We start from the raw sequence: 21180 nt of genomic DNA, 5'->3' as shown, positions 1-21180 counted from the left end.
GCCGAGCTGACGGCCAACCTGGCGCTGGTGGGGTATTCCCACGACGCCGAGGTCGACTTCCTGCGCGGCGACTCCTCCACCCTCGGGTATCGGCAACAGCTGGTCTCCGGGCGCTGGTTCGACGGGGCGGGCGAGGGAGTGGTCACCTCGACGTTCCTGCACCAGCGCGGCGTCGACGTCGGCGACCGGGTCACCGTGGAGCTGAACGGATCCCGCGCCGAGGTGAGGATAGTCGGGCAGGTGATGGGCGGCGCCAACGCCGCGATTCTCACCGACTGGGGCACCTACGAGCGCCTCCACGCGACCAAGGCCCCCGGCCCGATCCAGTACCAGGTCGGCCTGGATTCGGGGACCTCGGTGGACGAGTATCGCGCGGCCGTCCACAAGGCCGCCGCGGACCTGAGGGTGGAACCCAATGTGGACGATTCTGTGGCGTCGGCGGTGGCCGCGCTCATCGGCCTGATCACCGGGCTGGCCCTGATGCTCAGCGTGGTGGCGGCGCTCGGGGTGTTCCACACCGTCGTGCTCAACATCGCCGAGCGCCGCCGGGACCTCGGGATGCTCAAGTCGGTCGGGATGACGCCCCGGCAGGTCGTGTCGATGGTGGTGACGTCCATGGTGGCGCTGGGCGTGGTCGGCGGCGCCGCGGGCCTGGGTCTCGGGGTGCTGGCGCACCGCCTCGTCCTGCCGCTGGCCTCGGCCAGGGCGCAGATCGACTTCCCGGACTCGCTGGCGCGGATCTGGGACGCGCCGACGCTGTCGCTGTTGGCCGCCACCGGGATCGTGGTCGCGGTGTGCGGGGCGTTCTTCCCGGCGCGCCGGGCGGCGCGGCTGCGGATCGCGGAGGTGCTGCGCAATGAATGAGGTTTGTTGAACATTGGCTTATGGACGTTTCATTCATTTGCCGAAATCAGCTCTTGTGCCGATGACTTTGTTTCGGGTATAACAATTTCACAGAAAGTGAGTACGCATCCCCGCGCCCCGTCAGTGTCTGTTGCATGAGGACGTAACAATGGACTATGGCCAGCTCAAGAAATTGGACCTCCATGCCTTGGAGGCCAGGGGTAAGTCCCTGAAGGCGATGTCCCGCAGCGCCGAGACGCACGGGGAACAGCTCAATGGGCATCGCGCCAAGATCCCGAGCGTGTGGAAGAGCGCGGATTCCGCGGTCGCCGCGAAGTCGATTCGCGACCACGTCACGAAACTCGACGACATTCGCGACAGCCTGGGAAAGGTCGCCAACTCGACGTTGAGTCTGGTGAGTTCGTTGCGGCCCCAACAACACAAGACCGACCGCGTGGAGTCCATTGTCAGGTCCATCGAGGGCGCCAAGATGGACGGCAGGTCGGGCAAGATCACCTACGAGTGGCAGACCGACAAATGGGGCCCGTACGACAAGGCGTCCCCCCAGGGCAAGGCGAACTTCAAGCACAACCAGGCGCTGGTGAAGAAGGCCGGGCAGCTGGTGCGCGAGGCCGTGGACGCCGCGGGCAGGGCCGACGACAAGGCGTCGGCGGCGGTGCGCGGCCTCCAGCCCCAGGCGATCGCGCTGGCCGGGTTCCCCCAAAGCCCGAAGGCGGACGTCCCCGAACCGCCCAAGGGCAAGTCGCCCGAGGAGAACGCCGCGTGGTGGAAGAACGTCCCCGAGATCGACAAGGGACAGTACATCGAGAAGTATCCCGGCAAGATCGGGTCGATGAACGGCCTCCCCGCCACCGACCGCGACGCCGCCAACATGATCACGCTGCGCGCCGACGCCGCCGGCGGCAACGACACCGCGGGCGCCAAGAAGCTGCTGGACCGCATCGAGGCGTCCCAGAAGGGTCCCGCCGACAAGCGCGTCTACCTGCTGGGTTACACCCCGCCCGGCAAGGACGGCAGCCCGGACGCCAAGGTGATCGCCGCCATCGGCAACCCCGACCTGGCGAACAACACCGCGGTGTTCGTCCCGGGCACCGGGTCCAACCTGGGCAACATCGGCGGCGACATGGACCGCATGATCAATCTGCAAAACGCCGCCGAGAAGAAGGACTCCGGTTCCACCTCCACGATCGTGTGGCTCGGCTACGACGCGCCCGACAACATCCCGGCCGCGGCCCTGTCCGAGTTCGCGGACTCCGCGGCCCCCGACCTGCGCGACTTCAGCAACGCGCTGGCCGCGTCCCACCAGAACGGCAAGGGCCACACCGTCGTGATCGGACACTCCTACGGGGCCACCGTGGTCGGCACCGCCGACGCCCTGGGGCACCAGGGAAAGCCCGACGGGCTCAACGCCGACGACATCGTGGTCCTGGGCAGCCCCGGCATGGGCAACGAGTCGCCCGATCGCCGCGGCTTCATCGACGGCCCGAAGGTCGACGACATCAGCGATCTACATATCTCCAAGGAGCACTTCTGGGCGGGCGCCGCCAGCAACGACCCGGTCAGCTACCTGGAGGTGCACGGCAACAGCCCCGTCGACGTGTCCTTCAACGGCCAGCGCTTCACCACCGACGGCGCCTCGGGGCACTCCGAATACTGGGACCCCGACACCGAGTCGCTGCAAAACCAGGCCGACGTCCTCACCAAGCACTACAAGGACGTCAAGTTCGTGGGCCGCCGGTTCGGTTAGAACTCCTCGCCCTTGGACGCCTTCTCGTGGAGGAGCTCGGGGACGGCGAAGCGGTCGCCGTAGCGCTCGGCCAGGTACTCGGCGCGGGCGATGAACTCCTTGAGGCCGTACTGGTTGATGAACTGCAGGACGCCACCCGACCAGGGGGCGTAGCCCCAGCCCAGGATGCTGCCCAGGTTGGCGTCGGCGGTGGAGGTGACCACGTCCTCCTCCACGCAGCGCACCGCCTCCAGGGCCTGCACGAACAGCAGGCGGTCGCGGACGTCCGATGCGGACACTCCATTGTCGGCGTTGAGGTAGCGCTCGGCCAGGCCCGGCCACAGGTGCTTCTTGGCGTCGGCGGGGTATTCGTACAGGCCCGCGCCGGCGGCCTTGCCCGGGCGCTTCAGCTCGTTGACGAAGGTGTCCACGATCGACATCGCCGGGTGGACGGGGGCCTGCTTGCCCGCGGCGGCGAAGTCGGAGCGGGTCTGCTGGTGGATGCCCCACATCAGGGTCATGGAGACCTCGTCGGACACCGCCAGCGGCCCCACCGGCATGCCCGCCTGGCGCGCCACGTTCTCCACCAGGGCGCCGGGCACCCCCTCGGCGACCATCGCGATGCCCTCCAGGGCGTAGGTGGCGAAGCAGCGAGAGGTGTAGAAGCCGCGGCTGTCGTTGACCACGATCGGGGTCTTGTTGATCTGGCGGACGTAGTCGAAGGCGCGGGCCAGGGTGGCGTCGGAGGTGCGCCGGCCGCGGATGATCTCCACCAGAGGCATGCGGTGCACCGGCGAGAAGAAGTGCAGGCCGATGAAGCGCTCGGGGTCGCCGACGCCCTCGGACAGGCCGGTGATCGGCAGGGTCGAGGTGTTGGAGGCGATGACGGCGTCGGGCAGCGCCCGGGACTCGGCGGCGGCCAGCACCTGGAGCTTCAGGGAGCGCTTCTCGAAGACCGCCTCGATGATCAGGTCGCAGCCGTCCAGGTCGGCGTCGTCGGCGGTCGGGGTGATGCGCCCGAGGACGGCCGCGGCGGCCGCGGCGTCCATCCTGCCCCTGGAGACGCGTTTGTCCAGTGTGATGCGCGCGAAGTCCCTGCCCTTGGCGGCCGCGGCGGCCGACACGTCCTTGAGCACCACGTCGATGCCCGCGAACGCCGACACGTAGGCGATCCCGGCGCCCATCATGCCTGCGCCGAGCACGCCCACCTTGGACACCTTCGACCTCGGCGCCTCGGGGCGGGAGCGCCCGCCGTTGATCTCGTTGAGCTGGAACCACAACGCGTTGATCATGTTCTTGGAGACCTGGCCGGTGGCCAGTTCGATGAAGTACCGCGTCTCGATGTCCAGCGCGGTGTCCACGTCGACCTGGGCGCCCTCGACGGCGGCGGCCAGGATCTTCTCGGGCGCGGGGTAGGCGCGGTGGGTCTTGGCCACCAGCATCGCGGGCGCGGCGGCCAGCAGCTGGCCGGATCCGGGGTCGGTGGGCGAGCCGCCGGGCATCCGGTATCCCTTGGCGTCCCAGGGTTGGGTCGGTTCGGGGTCCGACAGCACCCATCGCCGCGCGGCGTCCAGAAGGGACTCGCGGTCGGGGGTCAGCTCGTGGATCAGCCCGGCGGCCTTCGCCTCGGCGGGCTTCATGCGGGTGCCCTCGGTGAGCAGCGGCAGCGCCGCCATCAGCCCGAGCAGCCGCACCGTGCGGGCGACTCCCCCGGCGCCGGTGAGCAGCCCGAAGGACACCTCGGGGAAGCCGAGCTTGATCGCGTCGTCGTCGACGCAGAAGCGGCGGTGGCAGGCCAGCGTGAGTTCCATGCCGCCGCCGAGCGCCGTGCCGTTGATGGCAGCGGCCACCGGCACTCCGAGGGTTTCCAAGCGGCGCAACGGTTTCTTGATCGCGTCGACGTCGGCGGTCACCTGCTCGACGGTGTCGGGGGTGGCCTGGACGATGCGCCGCAGGTCGCCGCCGGCGCAGAAGATGTCCTTGCCGCTGGTGACGATGACGCCGCGCACGGAGTCCTTCTCGTCCTCCAGCCGGGCCACCGCGGCGTTCAGCCCGGCCGCGTACTCCGCGGTCATGGCGTTGGCGGGTTCGCCCGGGACGTCGAGGGTCAGCGTGACGACGCCGTCGGCGTCCTTGGTGTAGGTGAATGCGTCGCTCATCGTCACACCCTTTCGATAATGGTCGATACGCCCATGCCGCCGCCGACGCACAGCGTCGCCAGCCCGGTGCGCAGGTCGCGGCGCTCCAGCTCGTCCAGCAGCGTCCCCAGGATCATGCAGCCCGTGGCGCCCAAGGGATGCCCCATCGCGATGGCGCCGCCGTTGACGTTGACGACGTCGGTGCCCACGCCGAGGTCGTCGCGGAACTTCAGCACCGCCGCGGCGAACGCCTCGTTCATCTCGAACAGGTCGATGTCGCCCACGGCCATCCGCGCCCGTGCCAGGGCCTTGCGCGCCGAGGCGGCGGGGCCGGTCAGCATGATGGTGGGTTCGCTGCCCACCACGGCGGTCGACACGATGCGCGCCCGCGGGGTGAGGCCCGCGGCCCGTCCCCCGGCGGCGCTGCCCACCATCATGACCGCGGCGCCGTCCACAATGCCCGAGGAGTTGCCCGCGTGGTGCACGTGGTTGATGCTCTCCACCTGCGGATAGCGCTGGATCGCCACCTGGTCGAACCCGATGCCGCCCACGGCCGTGAAGCTGGGCTTCAGGCCCGCCAGGGACTCCAGGCTCGTGCCCGGCCGCACCGTCTCGTCGGTGTCCAACAGCAACTGCCCATTGGCGTCGAGGACGGGAACCACCGAGCGCGCGAAGCGCTTGTCCTTCCAGGCCTCGGCGGCCCGCTCGTGGGACTCCACCGCCACCTGGTCGACGTCACGGCGGCCGTAGCCCTCCAGGGTGGCGATCAGGTCGGCGCTGACGCCCTGCGGCACGAATCCCGTGCGCAGGTTGGTCTCGGGGTCCATGAACCAGGCGCCGCCGTCGGAGGCCATCGGGTTGCGGGACATCGACTCCACGCCCCCGGCGACCACGAGGTCCTCGAAGCCCGAGGCGGTCTTGGCCGCGGCCAGGTTGACCGCCTCCAGACCGGAGGCGCAGAACCGGTCGATCTGCACGCCGCCGGTGGTCATCGCCCAGTCGGCGCTCAACACGGCGGTTCGGGCGATGTCGCCGCCCTGCTCGTTGATCGGCGTGACGCACCCGAGCACCACGTCGTCCACCGCCGAGGTGTCCAGCGTGTTGCGCTCGGCCAGGGAGTTCAGCAGGCCCGCGGCCAGGCTCACCGGTTTGACGCTGTGCAGCGAGCCGCGCTTGCCCTTCCCGCGCGGCGTGCGCACCCAGTCGTAAATGAACGCGTCGGACATGGCCACACTCCCCTAGCTGTTGGTGGACGTCTTCACGATGCCACCCAAACGGACATAGTGCCCATGACCGCCCCGCTCGCGAATCCTGCCCGAAAATGCCAGGCTAACGCCTTGCGGCGGTACGAACCCGGCGTCGCGCCCGTCCAGCGCCGAAACGCCCGGTGAAACGCGCTGGCCTCCGAAAAGCCCAGCCGCCGCCCGAGGTCCTCCACCGACTCGCTGCCCGCCAGCCCCGCGATCGCGGCGTCCCGCCGCACCTGGTCCTTGATCTGCCGAAACGCGGTGTGCTCCTCGGCCAGGCGCCGCCGCAGCGTCTGCGGGCTGACCGCCAGCCGCGCCGCCACCTGCTCCAGTCCGGGCAGGGTGTCGCGCAGCCCGTGCGTCAGGATCCGCCGCACCTGGTCGCCCACGGTGGTGTCGTAGTCCCGCCGCGACAACAGATCCGCGGGCGAGTCCCGCAGAAACACCTTGAGGCTGGCCTCGTCCTGCAGGATGGGCATGTCCAGGTACCGCTCGGGGAAACTCAGCGCGGTCCGTGGCTGTCCAAAGCGGACGGCACACCCGAACATGCCCTCGTAGTCCCCCGCGTGCGGCGGCCGCGGATACGCCAGCTCCACCCCGTCCAACCGGATGCGCCGCCCGATCGCCCAGCTCGCGAACCCGTGCCAGATCACCAACAGCGACTCGGTGAGAAACCGGTCGGGGTCCTCCACGGCCCCCACGTCGACCTTCACCCGCGCCACCCCGTCCGCGCGCTCCAGCCGCAGCTCGGGCGACGCGGGAAACAGCCCGTAAAACGCCACACCCCGCCGCAGCGCCGCCCCCAGGTCCCGGCAGTGAATCGTGGCGTGGCACATCATCGCGAACGTCCCCCGCTTGCTCGCCACGGGCCCGAACCCCATCATCTCGTCGTCCAACGCCTCCCACAGCGCCTGGATCAACCGCGTGAACTGATCGGTCGCCACCCTGGCCCGCGCGTCCTCGCACAGCCCGGGCGGAATCCCCGCCGCCTCCAACAACACCCGCACATCCACCCCCCGCTGTCGGGCACCCCGCAGCGCGGCGTTGACATAGTGGATCGTGATGGTTCTGCCTGGCATCGCGCTTTCCTCGTGGGGTGGCCGCGTTGAAGGCTAAACCCTCCGCTGTCGGCGTCGCGACGGAGGACCTCCGCGGTCCTTACGCCACCGCGCCGTCGGAGCGCAGCGAGTCGATCTCGTTGTCGTCGAAACCCCAGTCCCGCAAGGCTTCCGTGGTGTGTTGGCCCGCGTGGGGTGGCGGGGAGTCGATGGCGCCCGGGGTGCGCGACAGCCTGGGGGTGACGTTGGGTTGGCGCAGGCCGTCGATCTCGGTGAAGGAGGCGCGGGCGGTGTTGTGGGGGTGGATCGGGGCCTCGTCGGGCGACAGGACGGGCGTGACGCAGGCGTCGATGTCGGCGAAGTGGGCGGCCCAGGCGTCGCGGTCGCGGGTGGCGAAGGTGTCGGCGAGGCGCTGGGTGGTGCGGGGCCAGGAGGCGACGTCGAACTGGGCGGGGGCGTCGGTGATGCCGAGGCCGTCGATCAGGCGCGCGTAGAACTGGGGCTCCAGGGCGCCGACCGCGAGGTATTTGCCGTCGGCGCAGGTGTAGCAGCGGTAGAACGGGGCCGAGCCGTCGAGGACGTTGCCGCCGCGTTCGGTGTGCCACAGGCCCTGTTGACGGAGGCCGTAGAGGAGGGCCGACAACATGCCCGCTCCCTCCACCATGGAGGCGTCGACGACCTGGCCTTGGCCGGAGCGTTCGCGTTCGAGGAGGGCGGCGAGGATGCCGACGGTGAGCATCATGCCGCCGCCGCCGAAGTCGGCGACGTAGTTGATGGGCGGGACGGGGGGCGCGTCGGCGGGGCCGATGGGGTGGAGGGCGCCCGACAGGGCGAGGTAGTTGATGTCGTGGCCCGCGCGGGAGGCCAGGGGGCCCGTTTGGCCCCAGCCCGTGATGCGGCCGTAGACGAGGCGGGGGTTGCGGTCAAGGCAGGCGTCGGGGCCGATGCCGAGGCGCTCGCAGACGCCGGGACGGAAGCCCTCGATGAGGACGTCGGCGGTGGCGGCGAGGGCGAGGATCGTGGCGGCGGCGCGGGGGTGTTTCAGGTCGACGGCCACCGAGCGGCGGCCGCGGCCCAGGGGTTCGGCGGGCGGGGCGTCGGCCGGGGCGGCGGGGCGGTCGACGCGCAGCACCTCGGCGCCCAGGTCGGCCAGCATGGTGGCGGCGAACGGTCCCGGGGCCAGGCTGGCGATCTCGATGACGCGGGTGCCTCGCAGCGGACCGGTCATGGGCGTCCTTTCCTAGAGGTCCAGGGAGCGGCCGATGATTTCCTTCATGATCTCGGTGGTGCCGCCGTAGATGGTCTGGGCGCGGGTGTCGATGTAGGCCTTGGCGACGGGGTACTCGGCCATGTAGCCGTAGCCGCCGTGGAGCTGGACGCAGCGGTCGACGACGCGTTTTTGCAGCTCCGTGGCCCACCATTTGCTCATCGCGGCCTCGGTGACGTCGAGGTCGCCGGCGTTGAGGGACACGATGCACTTGTCGACGAAGGTCTGGGTGACCGTCAGTTCGGTCTTCATCTCGGCCATGTCCATGCGGACGTTCTGGAACTTGCCGATGGAGCGGCCGAAGGCGCTGCGCTGGCGCACGTAGTCGACGGTGAGGTCGAAGATCTTCTGGGACGCGGCGATTCCCGCCACCGCGATGGCCAGGCGCTCGCGGGGCAGGCCCTCCATCAGGTAGATGAAGCCCCGGCCCTCCTCTCCGATCAGGTTGGCCGCGGGAACGCGGACGTCGTTGAAGAAGAGCTCGGCGGTGTCCTGGGCCTTCATGCCGATCTTGTCGAGGTTGCGGCCGCGTTCGAAGCCGGGCATGCCGCGTTCGACGGCCAGCAGGGAGAAGCCGAGGTGGGCGGCGTCGGGGTCGGTGCGGGCCAGGACGATGGCGATGTCGGCGTTGATGCCGTTGGTGATGAACGTCTTTTGTCCATTGAGGATGTAGTCGTCGCCGTCGCGCTTGGCGGTGGTGGCGATGCCCTGGAGGTCGCTGCCGGCGGCGGGCTCGGACATCGCGATGGCGGCGATCCGCTCTCCCGAGACCAGGCCCGCGAACCAGCGTTCCTTCTGCTCGTCGGTGGCCAGGCGGGTCAGGTACGGCACGGCCATGTCGTTGTGCACCACGAAGCCGACGCCGCTGGCGCGGGCGTAGGCGAGCTCCTCGGCGATGATCGCGTGGTAGCGGAAGTCGTCGAGGCCCGCGCCGCCGAACTTCTCGGGCAGGTCGACACACAGCAGGCCCTGGCGACCCGCCGCCGTCCACAGCTCCCGCGGCACGATGCCGTCGGATTCCCACTTCTCGTGGTGCGGGATGATCTCGCGCTCGGCGAAGGTGCGCACCGTGTCGCGAAACGCGTCGTGGTCGGCGGTGTAGATGTCGCGCCGCATGGAACCCTCCCAGTCGTGGCCGATGCCCCCAATCTATGGCCTGGGCCGCACCGAACCCATGACTTTTGCGCCCGTCGGGGCTGACCGTAGCGATCAGGTGCTAACTTGGTGCCATGCGTCGACTCATGAACCTGAGCTGGTGGCCGTCCACGGACGGCTGATGACGCGTAGCGAAAACCAGGGCCGTCCGTCGCGACGGCCCTGAGGTGTTTCTCGGGGTCGCCAACGCGGCGGCCCGCGAATCCCGAGGACACACCGTGAACCACACCATCGATCACCCCGGCAACACACTGGTGCTGCCCGACGACGTGCGCGCCGCGCCGACCGAGCTGCGGATGCTCACCGGCGACCGGCCCACCGGAAAGCTCCACATCGGACATTATTTCGGGAGCCTGCGAAACCGGGTCCGACTGCAGAACCAGGGGCTCGACACCCTGGTCCTCATCGCCGACTACCAGGTGCTGACCGACCGCGACATCAGCGCCGACATCTCGGGCCACGTCGAGGACCTGATGCTGGACTACCTGGCGGTGGGCATCAGCCCGCAGCGCTCCACCATCTTCGCCCACAGCGCGGTGCCCGCGCTCAATCAGCTCATCGTGCCGTTCTTGAGCCTGGTGTCGACCGCCGAGCTGGACCGCAATCCCACCGTCAAGGAGGAGGTCGCCGCGGCGGGGCGCGGGGCGGTGAGCGGGTTGATGTACACCTACCCCGTCCACCAGGCCGCCGACATCCTGTTCTGTCACGCCAATGTGGTGCCCGTGGGTAGCGATCAGTTGCCGCACCTGGAGTTGAGCCGCACCATCGCGCGGCGCTTCAACGCCAGGTACGGGGAGGTGTTCGTCGAGCCGCGCGCCCTGCTGTCGCCTGTGCCGCGGCTTCTGGGTACCGACGCGGCGTCCAAGATGAGCAAGAGCCGCGGCAACGCGATCGACCTGAGCGCCACCGCCGACGAGACGGCGCGGCTCGTCAGGTCGGCCACCACCGACGCCGAGCGCCGCATCACCTACGACCCCGAGCACCGCCCCGGTGTGTCCACTCTGGTGCTGTTGACGGCGCTGTGCACCGCCCGCGACCCGCACGACGTCGCCGCCGAGATCGGAGACGGCGGGGCGGCGGCGCTGAAGCGGGCGGCCACCGAGGCGATCAACGAGTACTTCGCGCCGATGCGTCGGCGGCGCGCCGAGTTCGCCGCCGACCGCCGCTACCTGCGCGAGGCGCTGGCCGCGGGCAACGAACGCGCCAACCGGATCGCGGCGGCCACCCTGGGGCGCGTCAGGGAGGCGATGGGCACGCGTTACGGCCCGAATGTCGGCGGTGTCGCCTAGCCTGCGGACATGAGAAAGCTGGTCTATTCCTTCGGGGTCTCGCTGGACGGCTACATCGACGGCCCGAACCGTTCGCTCGACTGGAGCACCCCGGGCGCCGAGCTGCACCGCTTCTACAACGGCCAGGCCGCCGACACCGGCGTGGAGCTGTACGGGCGGCGGCTGTACGAGTTGATGTACGCGTTCTGGCCGACCGCCCACCTGGACCCCGACGCCTCGGAGGAGGTGCTGGAGTTCGCGCGGGTGTGGCGCTCGACGCCGAAGCTGGTGTACTCCTCCACGCTGTCCGATGTGGCCGATGGCGCCACCCTGATGCGCGAGGACCCCGTCGACACGGTCGCGCGCCTGAAGGCGGAGTCCGGTAAGGACATTGCCGTGGGGGGCGCCGGCCTGGCGGCGGGGTTGATTCGGGCGGGCCTGGTGGACGAGTTCCGCATGGTGGTGTTTCCGGTGATCCTGGGCGGCGGGACGCCGTACTTTCCCAAACTGGAGGCGCCGCTTCGGTTGCGGGAGGCCGAGACGCGCGAATTCCCCGGGGGCGAGAGGTATCTGCGGTACGTGCGGGCGGACTAACTCATCGAGTCGGAGCTGGCGATGCCCAGCACCGGGAGGTACATGCGTTCGCCGTCGGCGGTGAACGCGTCGTAGACGATGTCCAGCAGGTCTTCGATTCCGAAGGCCCGCAGGGCGTCGACCATCATGTGGGCGGCGTTGGAGGTGGATTCCCTTCCGCCGTCGCGGAATGCGCGCGACCAGTTGGGCACCTGGCCGGAGGGTTCTCGGAATCCCATGCGGGCCAGGTAACCCAGGCCGTCGCGGTAGCGGCCCTTGACCGACGCCGAGGCCTCCACGCGCAGCCCGCCGTCCACGGTGACCAGAACGTAGCGGGCCATCAGGTCGCCGGTGCGCAGGATGATGGTGCCGGCGGTGTCCATCACGGGGACGTCCCCGGCCAGGTCGATGAGCACACCGGACAGTCGGGCGGTGAACTCGCCGAGGTCGTCGACGGCGGGTTCGCTGGGGAGGTTGGGGCGCTGGGTGTAGGCGGTCCAGCCCGAGACGTCGCCGCGGCGGATGCTCTCGGCCTCCAGCTGTTCCAGCGCGTCGGTGGCCAGCAGGCGCAGGGCGACGCCGCCGTGGAAGCGCCGCAGGTGGAGCTCCACGGTCAGCACCTTGTCGCGCCAGCGGGCCCAGGGGCCGCCGTCGCCGCCGCGCACGTCGGGCTGGCCGAACTCCTTGAGCATGACGCGCAGCACCTCGCGGAACACGATGGTGCGGTGGTTCTCGCCCGCGTCGCCGCGCACGGCCGAACGCAGCACCATCAGCTCGATGGCGTAGAACTCGTTGACGGTGCGGATGTTGGCCTGCGGGGGGATGCGGTCGATGATGGCCGCGCCGGTGTCGTAGCCGGTCTCGGCCCGCCACATTCCGACGTCGACCTCGCCGTGTTGCAGCTCCCAGCCGAGGGCGCTGACGGCCTGTGTGACATCGTCCTGGGTCCAGCGACCGAAGTTGACACGCTGAATCCGGCGCAGCAGCTCGGTCAACTGCTGCTCATTCAGGCGTCGTGTTCCCAGCATCTTGCGCATACTGCCATCGGCCCCCGACGGCCCGGCACCCACCCCAGTGGTTTGCATGACAACTAAGGTTCACCTAAGTCGGTTTTCGGCGGCGTTTAGGGTTGTTGCGTGTCCCCCTCCTCGACCCCCGACCGCCGGCCCGAGTCGCTCACCGATCTGCTTGGCGGACGCCGCGGCGCCATCGACGCCACCCTGCCCCCCGCCGCCTTCGGCGTCGCCTGGTGGGTCGCGCACGGCTCCCTGTGGATCGCGGTGGGCGCCGCCGTGGCGGTGGGCCTGGGCTGGGCCGCCTACCGCTGGGGGCGCGGCGACAGGCCCCGCTCCGTCCTCATCGGTCTGATCGCGGTGTGCGCGGCCGGCACCGTCGCGCTGTACACCGGGCGGGCGGCGGACTTCTTTCTCCTCCAGGTGTTCAGCAACAGCGCCAGCGCCCTGGCCTGGGCGATCAGCATCGTCGTGCGGTGGCCGCTGTTGGGCGTGGTGGTGGGGCTGGTCCTCGGCCACAAGACCCGGTGGCGGCGCGACCCGGATCTGGCGCGGGCATACGGACGTGCCAGCTGGGTGTGGGTGGCGCAGTACGTGCTGCGGGTGCTGGTGTTCTTCCCCCTGTGGTGGCTGGGCTGGGTGGAGGCGCTGTCGGTGGCGCGCGTCGCGCTGACATGGCCGCTGGTGGCGGCGTGTCTGGCGCTCAGCTGGGTGGTGTTGCGCCGCAACCTTCCCGACGGCCACCCCGGCATCCGCCACCCCGTCGGCCCCGAAGTCGACGCGGCGCCTTAATCCTTCTGCCAGCTGTGATACGTCTCCCACAGCTGGCGCAGCGTGCAGACCTTCTCGTCGAAGTGGGGGTCGCCGCCCAGCAGCGGGCCGTCGTATGGCACGCGCAGCCGCCAGGTCTTGCCGGAGTCCAAATAGATCACGGGAACGGTGCGGGTGCCGCGGCGTTCGGCGCGAATGTCCTTGATGCGGTGCCACGGCGCGTATTCCCGGCGCACCGCACCGGGAAGCACGGGGTGGACGCCGACCTCGTCCAGGTCGATGCCGCCGCGCCGTGCCAGCGGGGTCGCCAGCAGCGCCCCGGCGACGGCCACCACGGGAACCAGCGCCACCTCGATCCACAGCAGGACGCCGCGGGCGGCCAACAGCACCACGGGAATCGCGACCACGACCGCGACCAACAGTCCAATGCGTACGGCGCGACCCAGCACCTGGCGTGAGGTAGGGCGGAATCGCACCGGCGATGTACCGGACACGGCCCACCTCCGCGAACCCACCGAATGGACAAGAGAGCTGTGGCCGATGATCGCACATCCGGCGACCACATTGGCCACAATCTGGACATTGAAGATCATAATTGTCCCCCAGAATTCGTGGCGCCGCGCGTTACTGTCGGAAACGTGACCGAAGATCCGTGGCGCGAGAAGCTGACCGCCGAGGAGTACCGGGTATTGCGCCAAGCCGGTACCGAGGCGCCGTTCACCGGTGAGTACACCGATACCGAGACCCCGGGCACCTACCGGTGCCGGGCCTGCGGGGCGGCGCTGTTCTCCTCGACCACCAAGTTCCACTCCGGGTGCGGCTGGCCGTCCTTCGCCGACGCCGACTCCGCGGCCGTGAAGCTCATCGAGGACCGTTCACTGGGGATGGTGCGCACCGAGGTGCGTTGCGCCAACTGTGATTCTCACCTCGGCCACCTGTTCAAGGGCGAGGGCCTGGCCCCCAACGACCTGCCCGACCAGCGCTACTGCATCAACTCGGTGAGCCTCAGCCTGGACGACGAACAGCGGGCATGACGAACGGGGTGCCCCGAAAGGGACACCCCGTCGATTGACGCTGATCAGCCGCCGTTGTGCGGGTGGTACTTGGGAAGCGGTGCCTGAAGTTTCGTGGTGCCGCCGAGCTTGCCCAGGATGTCGAGGAACTGGCGGCCCATCTTGGCGCGTGCCTCCACGGCCGGGTGGGTGGCGCCGAAGTTGTCGTCCTGGCCCTGGCCGCCGCCGAAGATCGAGTACGTGACCACGGGCGCGCCGTTGGCGTCGTACATGATCCCGACCTCGTTGCGGCTGTCCTTCAGCCAACCGGCCTTGGTGGCCACCCGGGAGCGCTCCGCCGAGGAGTAGTTGCGGCGGATCCCGTCGGTGAAGGCGATCTGGGCCCGGGTGATGTTGAGGATGCGCTCGGTCGACTCGGCCGACACGAGCTTGCCCGTCACCAGCATCTGCCACAGGTCGTGGCTCTCCTTGGCCGTTGTCGGGCCGAGGTAGAAGCGGTTGGGGTTGTCGGGCAGCGGCTCCACCTGGGTGACCGTGAAGCCCTTGTCCTTGAGGAACTCGTTGATCTCGGTCCCGGAACACACCGACCCGCACAGCCGCACGGCGGTGTCGTCGGACACCGTGAGCAGGTTGGCCAGCACGTGGCCGAGCGTGACCTTGCTGGGGTAGGCGTTGTCCAGCTCGAACATGCCGTCGCCGTCGGGGATCACGATGTCTTTGGTGACGTCGACGGTCTGGTCGATCGTCAGCTCGCCGCGGTCCACCTTGGCCAGCACGGCGGCGGCCACGGGAACCTTGTTGCAGCTCCAGGCCTCAATCTGCTTGCCGGAGTCCTGGTCGACGGCCGTGACGAGCTTGCCGTCGGTTCCCGCGACGCTGATGTAGCCGGTCCACCAACCGCCGACGGCCTTGCTCTCCTTGTCGAAGCTGTCCTTGATGGCCTTGGCGGCGTCTTCAGGCGTACCGGCCGCCTTGGTGGCGTCGTCGGCGAGCGCCTGGCTGACACCGAATCCCGCTCCCGCCAGGGCGACAGCCCCGACACCGGCGCCCAACATGGCGCGGCGTTTCACTTTTGGGGTCACGTCTTCTCTCCATATTGAACGACAATGCCCGCGAGATTCTTCCATATGTAAATCTCGCGGGCACATCGCCCGACCGAAGGTCGACGCTAACGAGCCAAAGAGCCCATGGGGTCCCAGGCGGGCAGCACGATGGGTTCGGAGTCGAGTCCGTCCCGTAGTTCCGACGGGATGGACTGCTTGCGCGCGGCGATCTCGAAGACGTACTCGCCGAACCAGGAGTCGTTCATGGTGAAGAAGCCCTCGGCTCCGTTCTCGCTGCCCCAGCTGTTCTCCACCCGCCAGCGGCGGGGCCGGCCGTCCACCAGGTCGACGCCGGTGAACAGCATCGCGTGGGTCATGGCGGTCTCCTGGTACAGCAGCCGCTGCTTCTTGTCCATCGTGGATTCGAAGCCGTAGACCGAACGGTAGTCGAACAGGTTGGCGTCCCAGATGCCCAGCTTGCGGTGCATCTGCGGCCCGACGTCGCAGCCGAACCACACCGGCTCGCCGCCGGCGATGGCGTCGGCGGCGATCTTGCGGATCACGTCGATGTCCACGTTGAGGTACACGATGCCCGGGGCGTCCACCACGTTGCCCAGCCGGTTGACGGTGTAGGTGCGGCCGTACTCGTGGCGCGGGTCGTGCACCAGGCAGACGTAGTCGTCGACGGGCAGCGTGACGTACTTGGCCGCGAACTCCTGCGGCGTCATCTCCTCGTCGCGGTGGAACTCGTTGTCGCGGTCGCGCCACTGCCAGGTGACCGTGGAGGGCGGGGTGCCCAGGTGCAGGGACAGGATCTTGTGGGCGGACTCGAGGATCTCGCCCTTGGACTTGCGCAGCGCCGCGGGATCGGCACCGGCGGCGGCCTCGTCGCGCAGCCGCAGCGCGCCCTCCCGCAGCAGCTTGCGCAGCGTCGCGTTCATCTCGTTGGTGTGGGAGGAGGAGTAGGTCTCGGGCATGGCGGCCTTGGGAACCAGGCCGTGCTTGTTGACCAGGGCGATGAACATGTTCCACTGTCCACCGTCCTCGGCGGCCGACTTCAGGACCTGCACGAACGTGCGATCGTCCACATCGGCGTCGACCAGGTCGATGACGTTCTCGAGCAGGTAGTTGGCGCGCTCGAGCTTGTCGTAGAACAGGGTGTAGTTCTGCGAGAACTCGAAGTCCTTGAGATTCATGGCTTCGGCGGCGCCGGGGCGCAACAGGTTGAGGCCGGAGAACATCCAACAGCGCCCGCTGCGCTCCTGGTTGGTGACCTTCCAGTCGTCCAGGTGATGAGAAACACTGGAGTCGATGCCGGTCGCGACCGTGTGATCCAGTGCCACGTCTTGCATCGTGGTACGCGCCAGGGCGTTTTGAACCGCCTTGTGCGAGGGCTGGGATACGAAGTCGGCGCGCAGTGCGGCGAGGTGCGCACTGGTCAGGGCGGCGTCCATGATGCTGTCGCTCCTTTGCGAGGGTGTGTACATGACCGTGGGGGCAGGCTACTCCTTACCGCGATCATTGCCCAGCAGCCAAGTTGTGCTTCCATGGCGTCATGGTCGTCATCAGGAGCAGCTATTTCACTGAACTCGGAGCATCCACTCTCTACGCGCTGCTGAAGCTGCGCACGGACGTGTTCGTGGTGGAGCAGAGGGCGGCGTATCCCGAACTGGACGGCCGCGACACCGAGCCCGGCACCCGCCACGTGTGGGCCGAGGAGGACGGCCGGGTGGTGGCGTACCTGCGGGTGCTGGTCGACGACGGCGGTTTCCGCGTCGGGCGGGTGTGCACGGCGGCGTCGGCGCGGGGCCGGGGCCTGGCGGGGCGGCTTCTGGGCGAGGCCCTGAAACCCCTGGGTGCCAAGCCCGTGTGCCTGGACGCCCAGCTGGACGCGATCAAGCTGTACGAGCGCCACGGCTTCGCCGTGACGGGGCCGTCCTTCATGGACGACGACGGGATCGCCCACGTGCCTATGCGGCGGTCGCCGAACGGCCAACGGGCGCCCGTCGACCAGTACAGGTGAGCCAGGGCATCGGCGCCCGGGAGCGCCACGCCGGACCCGCCCGCGAGGCGGGTGAGCCGATCGATGGGTGGTTGGTCGTCCATGGTGGTCCTCCGACGTGAGCGGGTGTCACGGGAAGGAGCCGCCGAACGCGCGAGGGCCCCCGTCGGTGGCGTGGGTCGCCGTGTCGCGGCGCGCGTGCGCATTCGGCGGGACGGGCCGCCCTAGGATGAGGGATCGCTGTCGTTTGTCGTGAAGCCTGGTGTGTCCGCTGTGGAACAGAAGCCGTCCCGCGAGGGCGGGCGCGGGGTGTTGGTCGCGCTGTTCGTGATCTATCTCGTGCTGCTGGCCTGGATGGTGCTGTGGAAGCTCGAGGTTCCGTTCGTGGGCGGGGGCGCGTTGCGCGAGATCGCGGTCGTGCCGTTCGCGTCCGAGAAACGCCGGCCCTTCGAGGTCGTGGTGAACCTCGCCCTGTTCGTCCCCTTTGGTCTGTACCTCGGGCTCCTCGCGCCGTCGTGGAGGTGGTGGAGGGTCGCGGTCGCCGTGGCGGGGGCCAGCGTCGGGTTCGAACTCGCGCAGTACGTGCTGGCCATCGGGACGTCCGACGTCGCCGACGTCATCGACAACACCGCGGGCGGCCTGGCCGGGTTCGGTCTACTGGCGCTGGCCCGACGCCGGCTGCGGGCGCGAACCGTCACGGTGATGACGCGGATCTGTTGCGTCGCAACGGTTGTCGCGCTGCTGATCGTCGCGGCGTTCGTAGTCTCGCCGCTGCGATACGGACCGCACGAGGCCGGAACGGGCCGTTAGGGAAGGCAGTCGACGATCTCGGCGATCTCGCGGCGGCGCCCCGTGTAGAACGGGATCTCCTCGCGGACGTGGAGGCGGGCGCGGGAGGCGCGCAGCTCGCGCATCAGGTCGACGATGCGGTGGAGCTCGTCGCCCTCGAAGGCCAGGATCCATTCGTAGTCGCCCAGCGCGAAGGACGCCACGGTGTTGGCGCGCACGTCGGGGAAGCCGCGGGCCAGCTTGCCGTGCTCGGCGAGCAGGGCGCGGCGCTCCTCGTCGGGCAGCAGGTACCAGTCGTAGGAGCGCACGAACGGGTAGACGCACAGGTAGGCGTGGGGGTCCTCGCCCGCCAGGAACGCGGGGATGTGGCTCTTGTTGAACTCGGCGGGGCGGTGCAGGGCCATGTTGGACCACACGGGTTCCAGGTGACGGCCCAGCGAGGTGCGGCGGAACTGGGAGTACGCGAGCTGGAGCTGGTCGCTGGTCTCGGCGTGCCACCAGATCATCAGGTCGGCGTCGGCGCGCAGGCCCGACACCTCGTAGGTGCCGCGTACCGTCACGCCCTTGTCGGCGAGGTGGCCGAACAGCGCCTCGACGTCGCCCGACAGGTCGTCGCGCAGCCCGGGAAGCGGCGTGACCGCGCGAAACACCGACCACATGGTGTAGCGGATCGAGTCGTTGAGTTCCTTGATGCGCGCGACGTTCGGATTAGCCCCTTCAGACATGGTCTGGATTTTCCACCATCTGTAGAACTGACTCGGCGGCGGCCCGCCCCGAGGCGATGCACGCGGGGATGCCGACCCCGTCGAAGCCCGCTCCCGCCAACGCGATGGGGTGGTCGGCCAGGGCGGCGCGGGCGCGGCGCACGCGATCGGCGTGGCCGGGGCCGTACTGGGGCAGTCCCCCGCCCCAGCGCTTCACCGCGACGTCGATCGGCGCGGGGAGGTCCGTGCCCAGCAGAGTGGACAGGTCGGCGCGGGCGGCGGCGGCCAGTTCGGCGTCGTCGCGTTGCAGCACGGCCTCCTCGCCGTAGCGGCCCAGGGAGGCCCGGACGACGGTGAGGCCGCCGGCGTCCAGGTGGGGCCATTTGCGGGTGAAGAAGGTGGCGGCCTTGATGGTGAGGCCTTCGGTGGCGGGCACGAGGAAGCCCGAGCGCTGGGGCAGGTCGACGCCCGGCAGGGCCAGGGTGACCAGGGCGACGCTGGCGTAGTCGAGCACCCCGACCTCGGCGCTGGCGGCGGCGGAGGTGTCGGCGAGCAGGCGGGCGGCGGGGCGCGCGGGCACGGCCAGCACCACGGCGTCGGCGGTGAGCTCGCGGGGATCCCGGGTGGCGCCGATGACGGCCCGCCAGCCCGAGGGGGTGCGGGCGAGTTCGCGGACGGGCAGGCCGTAGAGGATGTCGGCGCCCGCGTGGGCGGCCACGGATTCCACCAGTGTGGACAGTCCGGTGTCGATGGAGCCGAACACGGGTTTCGCCGGGCCGCTGGGCGGCGGGGGCAGGCAGTCGGCAACGGCGTCGCCCAGGCGGGTGTGGCGGCGCAGCGCGGCGGCCAGCTGCGGGACGGTGACGTCCAGGGACAGGTCGTCGGCGCGCCCGGCGTACACGCCGCCGAGCAGCGGGTCGACCAGGCGGTCCACCACGGCGTCGCCGAAGCGTTGCCGCACCAGCCTTCCCACGGCGATGTCCTCGCCGCGAAGATCCAGATCGGACGGTTCGTCGCGGATCCGCTCGGCGTCGGCGGCGGGGATCAGGGTCTCGACACCGGCGGCGTCGGCGGGGATGCCCATCACGGTGCCGCGCGGCAGGTCGCGCAGGCTTCCGTCGATGGCCACGGCCGCGGGCAGCCCCGCGGGGTGCACCAGGCGCTCCCCCAGCCCGACCGCCGTCGCCAGGTCGACGCCCTCGTCGCGGCGCACCAGGAAGGTCTCGGCGCCCGTCTCGACGGAAACCCCCGCGATCTGTCCCGTGTGGATCTTGCCGCCGAGCCGCCGGGTCTGTTCCACCAGCGTCACCCGCACCCGGTCGCCGCCGAGTTCGCGCAGCCGCGCCGCGGCGCTCACCCCCGCGATGCCGCCGCCGATGACGAGGACGTCGCGCGGGCTCATCGGGCGCTGAACTTGTGGACGTATTCGGCAGTGCGGGTGATGGCGTCGGCGTCGGTGGCGGGCAGCACCCCGTGCCCGAGGTTGAAGACGTGGCCCGCGGCGCCGGCCCCGTCGGCCAGGACCCGCCGCACCTCGTGGGCCAGCACGTCGGACGGTGCCATCAGGGTCGCCGGGTCCAGGTTGCCCTGCAGCGCCTTGCCGTCCACGATGGTCGCGGCCTGGGACAGCGGGGTGCGCCAGTCGACGCCGACCACGTCGGCGCCCACGTCCGATATGGCGCGCAACAGATGCCCCGTCCCGACTCCGAAGTGGATGCGCGGCACGCCGCGCCCCGACACCGCGTCCAGAACCGCGGCCGAGTGCGGCCCCGCGAACAGCTGGTAGTCGGCGAGGCTGAGCGCGCCCGCCCAGGAGTCGAAGAGCTGGACGGCGTTGACGCCCGCGTCGATCTGCACCGACAGGAAGGCCGCCGTGATCGACGCCAACCGTCCACACAGGGCGTGCCAGACGTCGGGGGCCCCGCGCATCAGCGCCTTGGTCTTGGCGTAGTCGCGCGACGGCCCGCCCTCCACCAGGTAGCTGGCCAGGGTGAACGGCGCCCCCGCGAAGCCGATCAGCGGGGTGGCCCCCAGCTCGGCGCGCAGCAGCCGCACCGCCTCGGTGATGTAGGGCACGTCCTCGGGGGCGAGGTCCCGGATCTTGTCGACATCGGACATGTCGCGGATCGGCTCGGCCACCACCGGCCCGGTGCCCGGCACGATGTCGACGTCCACCCCGGCCGCCGCCAGCGGCACCACGATGTCGGAGTAGAGGACCGCCGCGTCCACCCCGTGGCGCCGCACCGGTTGCAGGGTGATCTCGCAGACCATCTCGGGATCGCGGCACGCCTCGAGCATCGGCATGCCCTCCCGCAGCGCCCGGTACTCCGGCAGCGACCTGCCCGCCTGTCTCATGAACCACACCGGCGTGACGCTGACGGGCTCGCCCCGGCAGGCGCGCAGAAAGTCCGAATCCTCTACCTGTGTGGCCGTCATTCGACGAATGGTCGCACAACACGGGCCCCGAAACCCCACTGCCCCGCGCCGGTGCCGCCGCCGTCACTGCCACACCGGCGCCCCGACCCGTTGGCGCGCCGACGATCCTGACG

Annotated in this window: 20 protein-coding genes; 8 read left to right on the top strand and 12 right to left on the bottom strand. The window is 69.9% G+C overall.

The features are described 5' to 3' along the window. Positions 1–864: ABC transporter permease (locus VE172_RS10580; RefSeq protein ID WP_324800945.1), on the top strand; the 864-nt coding region annotated here is incomplete at its 5' end. Between the two features lie 148 nt (positions 865–1012). After that, a complete protein-coding gene (locus VE172_RS10575) occupies positions 1013–2611 on the top strand; it encodes an alpha/beta hydrolase (protein WP_324800942.1) in 1599 nt (532 codons plus the stop codon). On the opposite strand, the gene VE172_RS10570 is transcribed toward VE172_RS10575, so the two are convergent. From VE172_RS10570 to VE172_RS10550, 5 genes are all read right to left on the bottom strand, one after another. After that, positions 2608–4749 carry a 3-hydroxyacyl-CoA dehydrogenase NAD-binding domain-containing protein gene (locus VE172_RS10570; protein ID WP_324800939.1) on the bottom strand — a complete coding sequence of 714 codons (2142 nt, stop codon included), beginning with the start codon at positions 4747–4749 and terminating at the stop codon, positions 2608–2610. The two genes, VE172_RS10575 and VE172_RS10570, sit on opposite strands and share 4 nt — an antisense overlap. Positions 4750–4751: 2 nt before the next feature. Then, a complete protein-coding gene (locus VE172_RS10565; RefSeq protein ID WP_324800936.1) occupies positions 4752–5954 on the bottom strand; it encodes an acetyl-CoA C-acetyltransferase in 1203 nt (400 codons plus the stop codon). Between the two features lie 32 nt (positions 5955–5986). Continuing rightward, on the bottom strand, positions 5987–7054 hold the full coding sequence (locus VE172_RS10560; protein WP_324800933.1) for an AraC family transcriptional regulator: 1068 nt from the start codon (positions 7052–7054) through the stop codon (positions 5987–5989). 79 nt (positions 7055–7133) lie between these two features. Beyond that, positions 7134–8261 carry a CaiB/BaiF CoA transferase family protein gene (locus VE172_RS10555; RefSeq protein WP_324800931.1) on the bottom strand — a complete coding sequence of 376 codons (1128 nt, stop codon included), beginning with the start codon at positions 8259–8261 and terminating at the stop codon, positions 7134–7136. A 12-nt stretch (positions 8262–8273) separates the two neighbouring features. After that, positions 8274–9416, bottom strand: a complete 1143-nt coding sequence (locus VE172_RS10550) for an acyl-CoA dehydrogenase family protein (RefSeq protein ID WP_324800929.1) — start codon at positions 9414–9416, stop codon at positions 8274–8276. A 290-nt stretch (positions 9417–9706) separates the two neighbouring features. Between VE172_RS10550 and trpS the strand changes: the two genes are divergently transcribed. Both trpS and VE172_RS10540 read left to right on the top strand, forming a co-directional pair. Next, positions 9707–10744, top strand: a complete 1038-nt coding sequence (trpS, locus tag VE172_RS10545) for a tryptophan--tRNA ligase (RefSeq protein ID WP_324800948.1) — start codon at positions 9707–9709, stop codon at positions 10742–10744. A 9-nt stretch (positions 10745–10753) separates the two neighbouring features. Beyond that, positions 10754–11317, top strand: coding sequence for a dihydrofolate reductase family protein (locus VE172_RS10540; RefSeq protein WP_324800926.1), 564 nt, complete (start codon positions 10754–10756; stop codon positions 11315–11317). On the opposite strand, the gene VE172_RS10535 is transcribed toward VE172_RS10540, so the two are convergent. Beyond that, positions 11314–12324 (bottom strand): TY-Chap domain-containing protein, encoded by a 1011-nt coding sequence (locus VE172_RS10535; protein WP_324800925.1) that lies wholly within the window; start codon positions 12322–12324, stop codon positions 11314–11316. The two genes, VE172_RS10540 and VE172_RS10535, sit on opposite strands and share 4 nt — an antisense overlap. 108 nt (positions 12325–12432) lie before the next feature. Between VE172_RS10535 and VE172_RS10530 the strand changes: the two genes are divergently transcribed. Then, positions 12433–13101: a DUF3159 domain-containing protein gene (locus tag VE172_RS10530; RefSeq protein WP_324800922.1), complete on the top strand. Its 669-nt coding sequence runs from the start codon at positions 12433–12435 to the stop codon at positions 13099–13101. Here VE172_RS10530 and VE172_RS10525 read toward each other — a convergent pair. After that, complete coding sequence (locus tag VE172_RS10525) at positions 13098–13574, bottom strand: hypothetical protein (RefSeq protein WP_324800919.1); 477 nt, start codon at positions 13572–13574, stop codon at positions 13098–13100. The two genes, VE172_RS10530 and VE172_RS10525, sit on opposite strands and share 4 nt — an antisense overlap. A 144-nt stretch (positions 13575–13718) precedes the next feature. Between VE172_RS10525 and msrB the strand changes: the two genes are divergently transcribed. After that, complete coding sequence (msrB, locus tag VE172_RS10520) at positions 13719–14114, top strand: peptide-methionine (R)-S-oxide reductase MsrB (protein ID WP_324800916.1); 396 nt, start codon at positions 13719–13721, stop codon at positions 14112–14114. 44 nt (positions 14115–14158) lie between these two features. Here msrB and VE172_RS10515 read toward each other — a convergent pair whose 3' ends face one another. Together VE172_RS10515 and VE172_RS10510 are read right to left on the bottom strand one after the other, a co-directional pair. After that, a complete protein-coding gene (locus VE172_RS10515; RefSeq protein ID WP_324800914.1) occupies positions 14159–15175 on the bottom strand; it encodes a serine hydrolase in 1017 nt (338 codons plus the stop codon). 86 nt (positions 15176–15261) lie between these two features. Continuing rightward, positions 15262–16590: a C1 family peptidase gene (locus VE172_RS10510; RefSeq protein WP_324800911.1), complete on the bottom strand. Its 1329-nt coding sequence runs from the start codon at positions 16588–16590 to the stop codon at positions 15262–15264. Between the two features lie 101 nt (positions 16591–16691). Between VE172_RS10510 and VE172_RS10505 the strand changes: the two genes are divergently transcribed. Then, positions 16692–17159 carry a GNAT family N-acetyltransferase gene (locus VE172_RS10505; protein ID WP_324800908.1) on the top strand — a complete coding sequence of 156 codons (468 nt, stop codon included), beginning with the start codon at positions 16692–16694 and terminating at the stop codon, positions 17157–17159. A gap of 243 nt (positions 17160–17402) precedes the next feature. Continuing rightward, positions 17403–17948 carry a VanZ family protein gene (locus VE172_RS10500; protein WP_324800905.1) on the top strand — a complete coding sequence of 182 codons (546 nt, stop codon included), beginning with the start codon at positions 17403–17405 and terminating at the stop codon, positions 17946–17948. Here the strand turns inward: VE172_RS10500 and hemQ are convergent. The 3 genes from hemQ to hemE are packed head-to-tail and all read right to left on the bottom strand — an operon-like array spanning position 17945 to position 21067. Further along, positions 17945–18652 (bottom strand): hydrogen peroxide-dependent heme synthase, encoded by a 708-nt coding sequence (hemQ, locus tag VE172_RS10495; RefSeq protein WP_324800901.1) that lies wholly within the window; start codon positions 18650–18652, stop codon positions 17945–17947. The two genes, VE172_RS10500 and hemQ, sit on opposite strands and share 4 nt — an antisense overlap. Next, positions 18645–20033 (bottom strand): protoporphyrinogen oxidase, encoded by a 1389-nt coding sequence (gene hemG, locus VE172_RS10490; protein WP_324800898.1) that lies wholly within the window; start codon positions 20031–20033, stop codon positions 18645–18647. The genes hemQ and hemG overlap by 8 nt, the downstream gene beginning before the upstream one ends. Then, positions 20030–21067 carry a uroporphyrinogen decarboxylase gene (gene hemE, locus VE172_RS10485; protein WP_324800895.1) on the bottom strand — a complete coding sequence of 346 codons (1038 nt, stop codon included), beginning with the start codon at positions 21065–21067 and terminating at the stop codon, positions 20030–20032. The genes hemG and hemE overlap by 4 nt, the downstream gene beginning before the upstream one ends. Positions 21068–21180 lie beyond the last annotated feature (113 nt).

Source organism: Stackebrandtia sp., assembly GCF_035643755.1.
GTDB lineage: Bacteria > Actinomycetota > Actinomycetes > Mycobacteriales > Micromonosporaceae > Stackebrandtia.
Note: the sequence above shows the minus strand (reverse complement) of the source record. Positions and strands in the feature narration are given on the sequence as shown.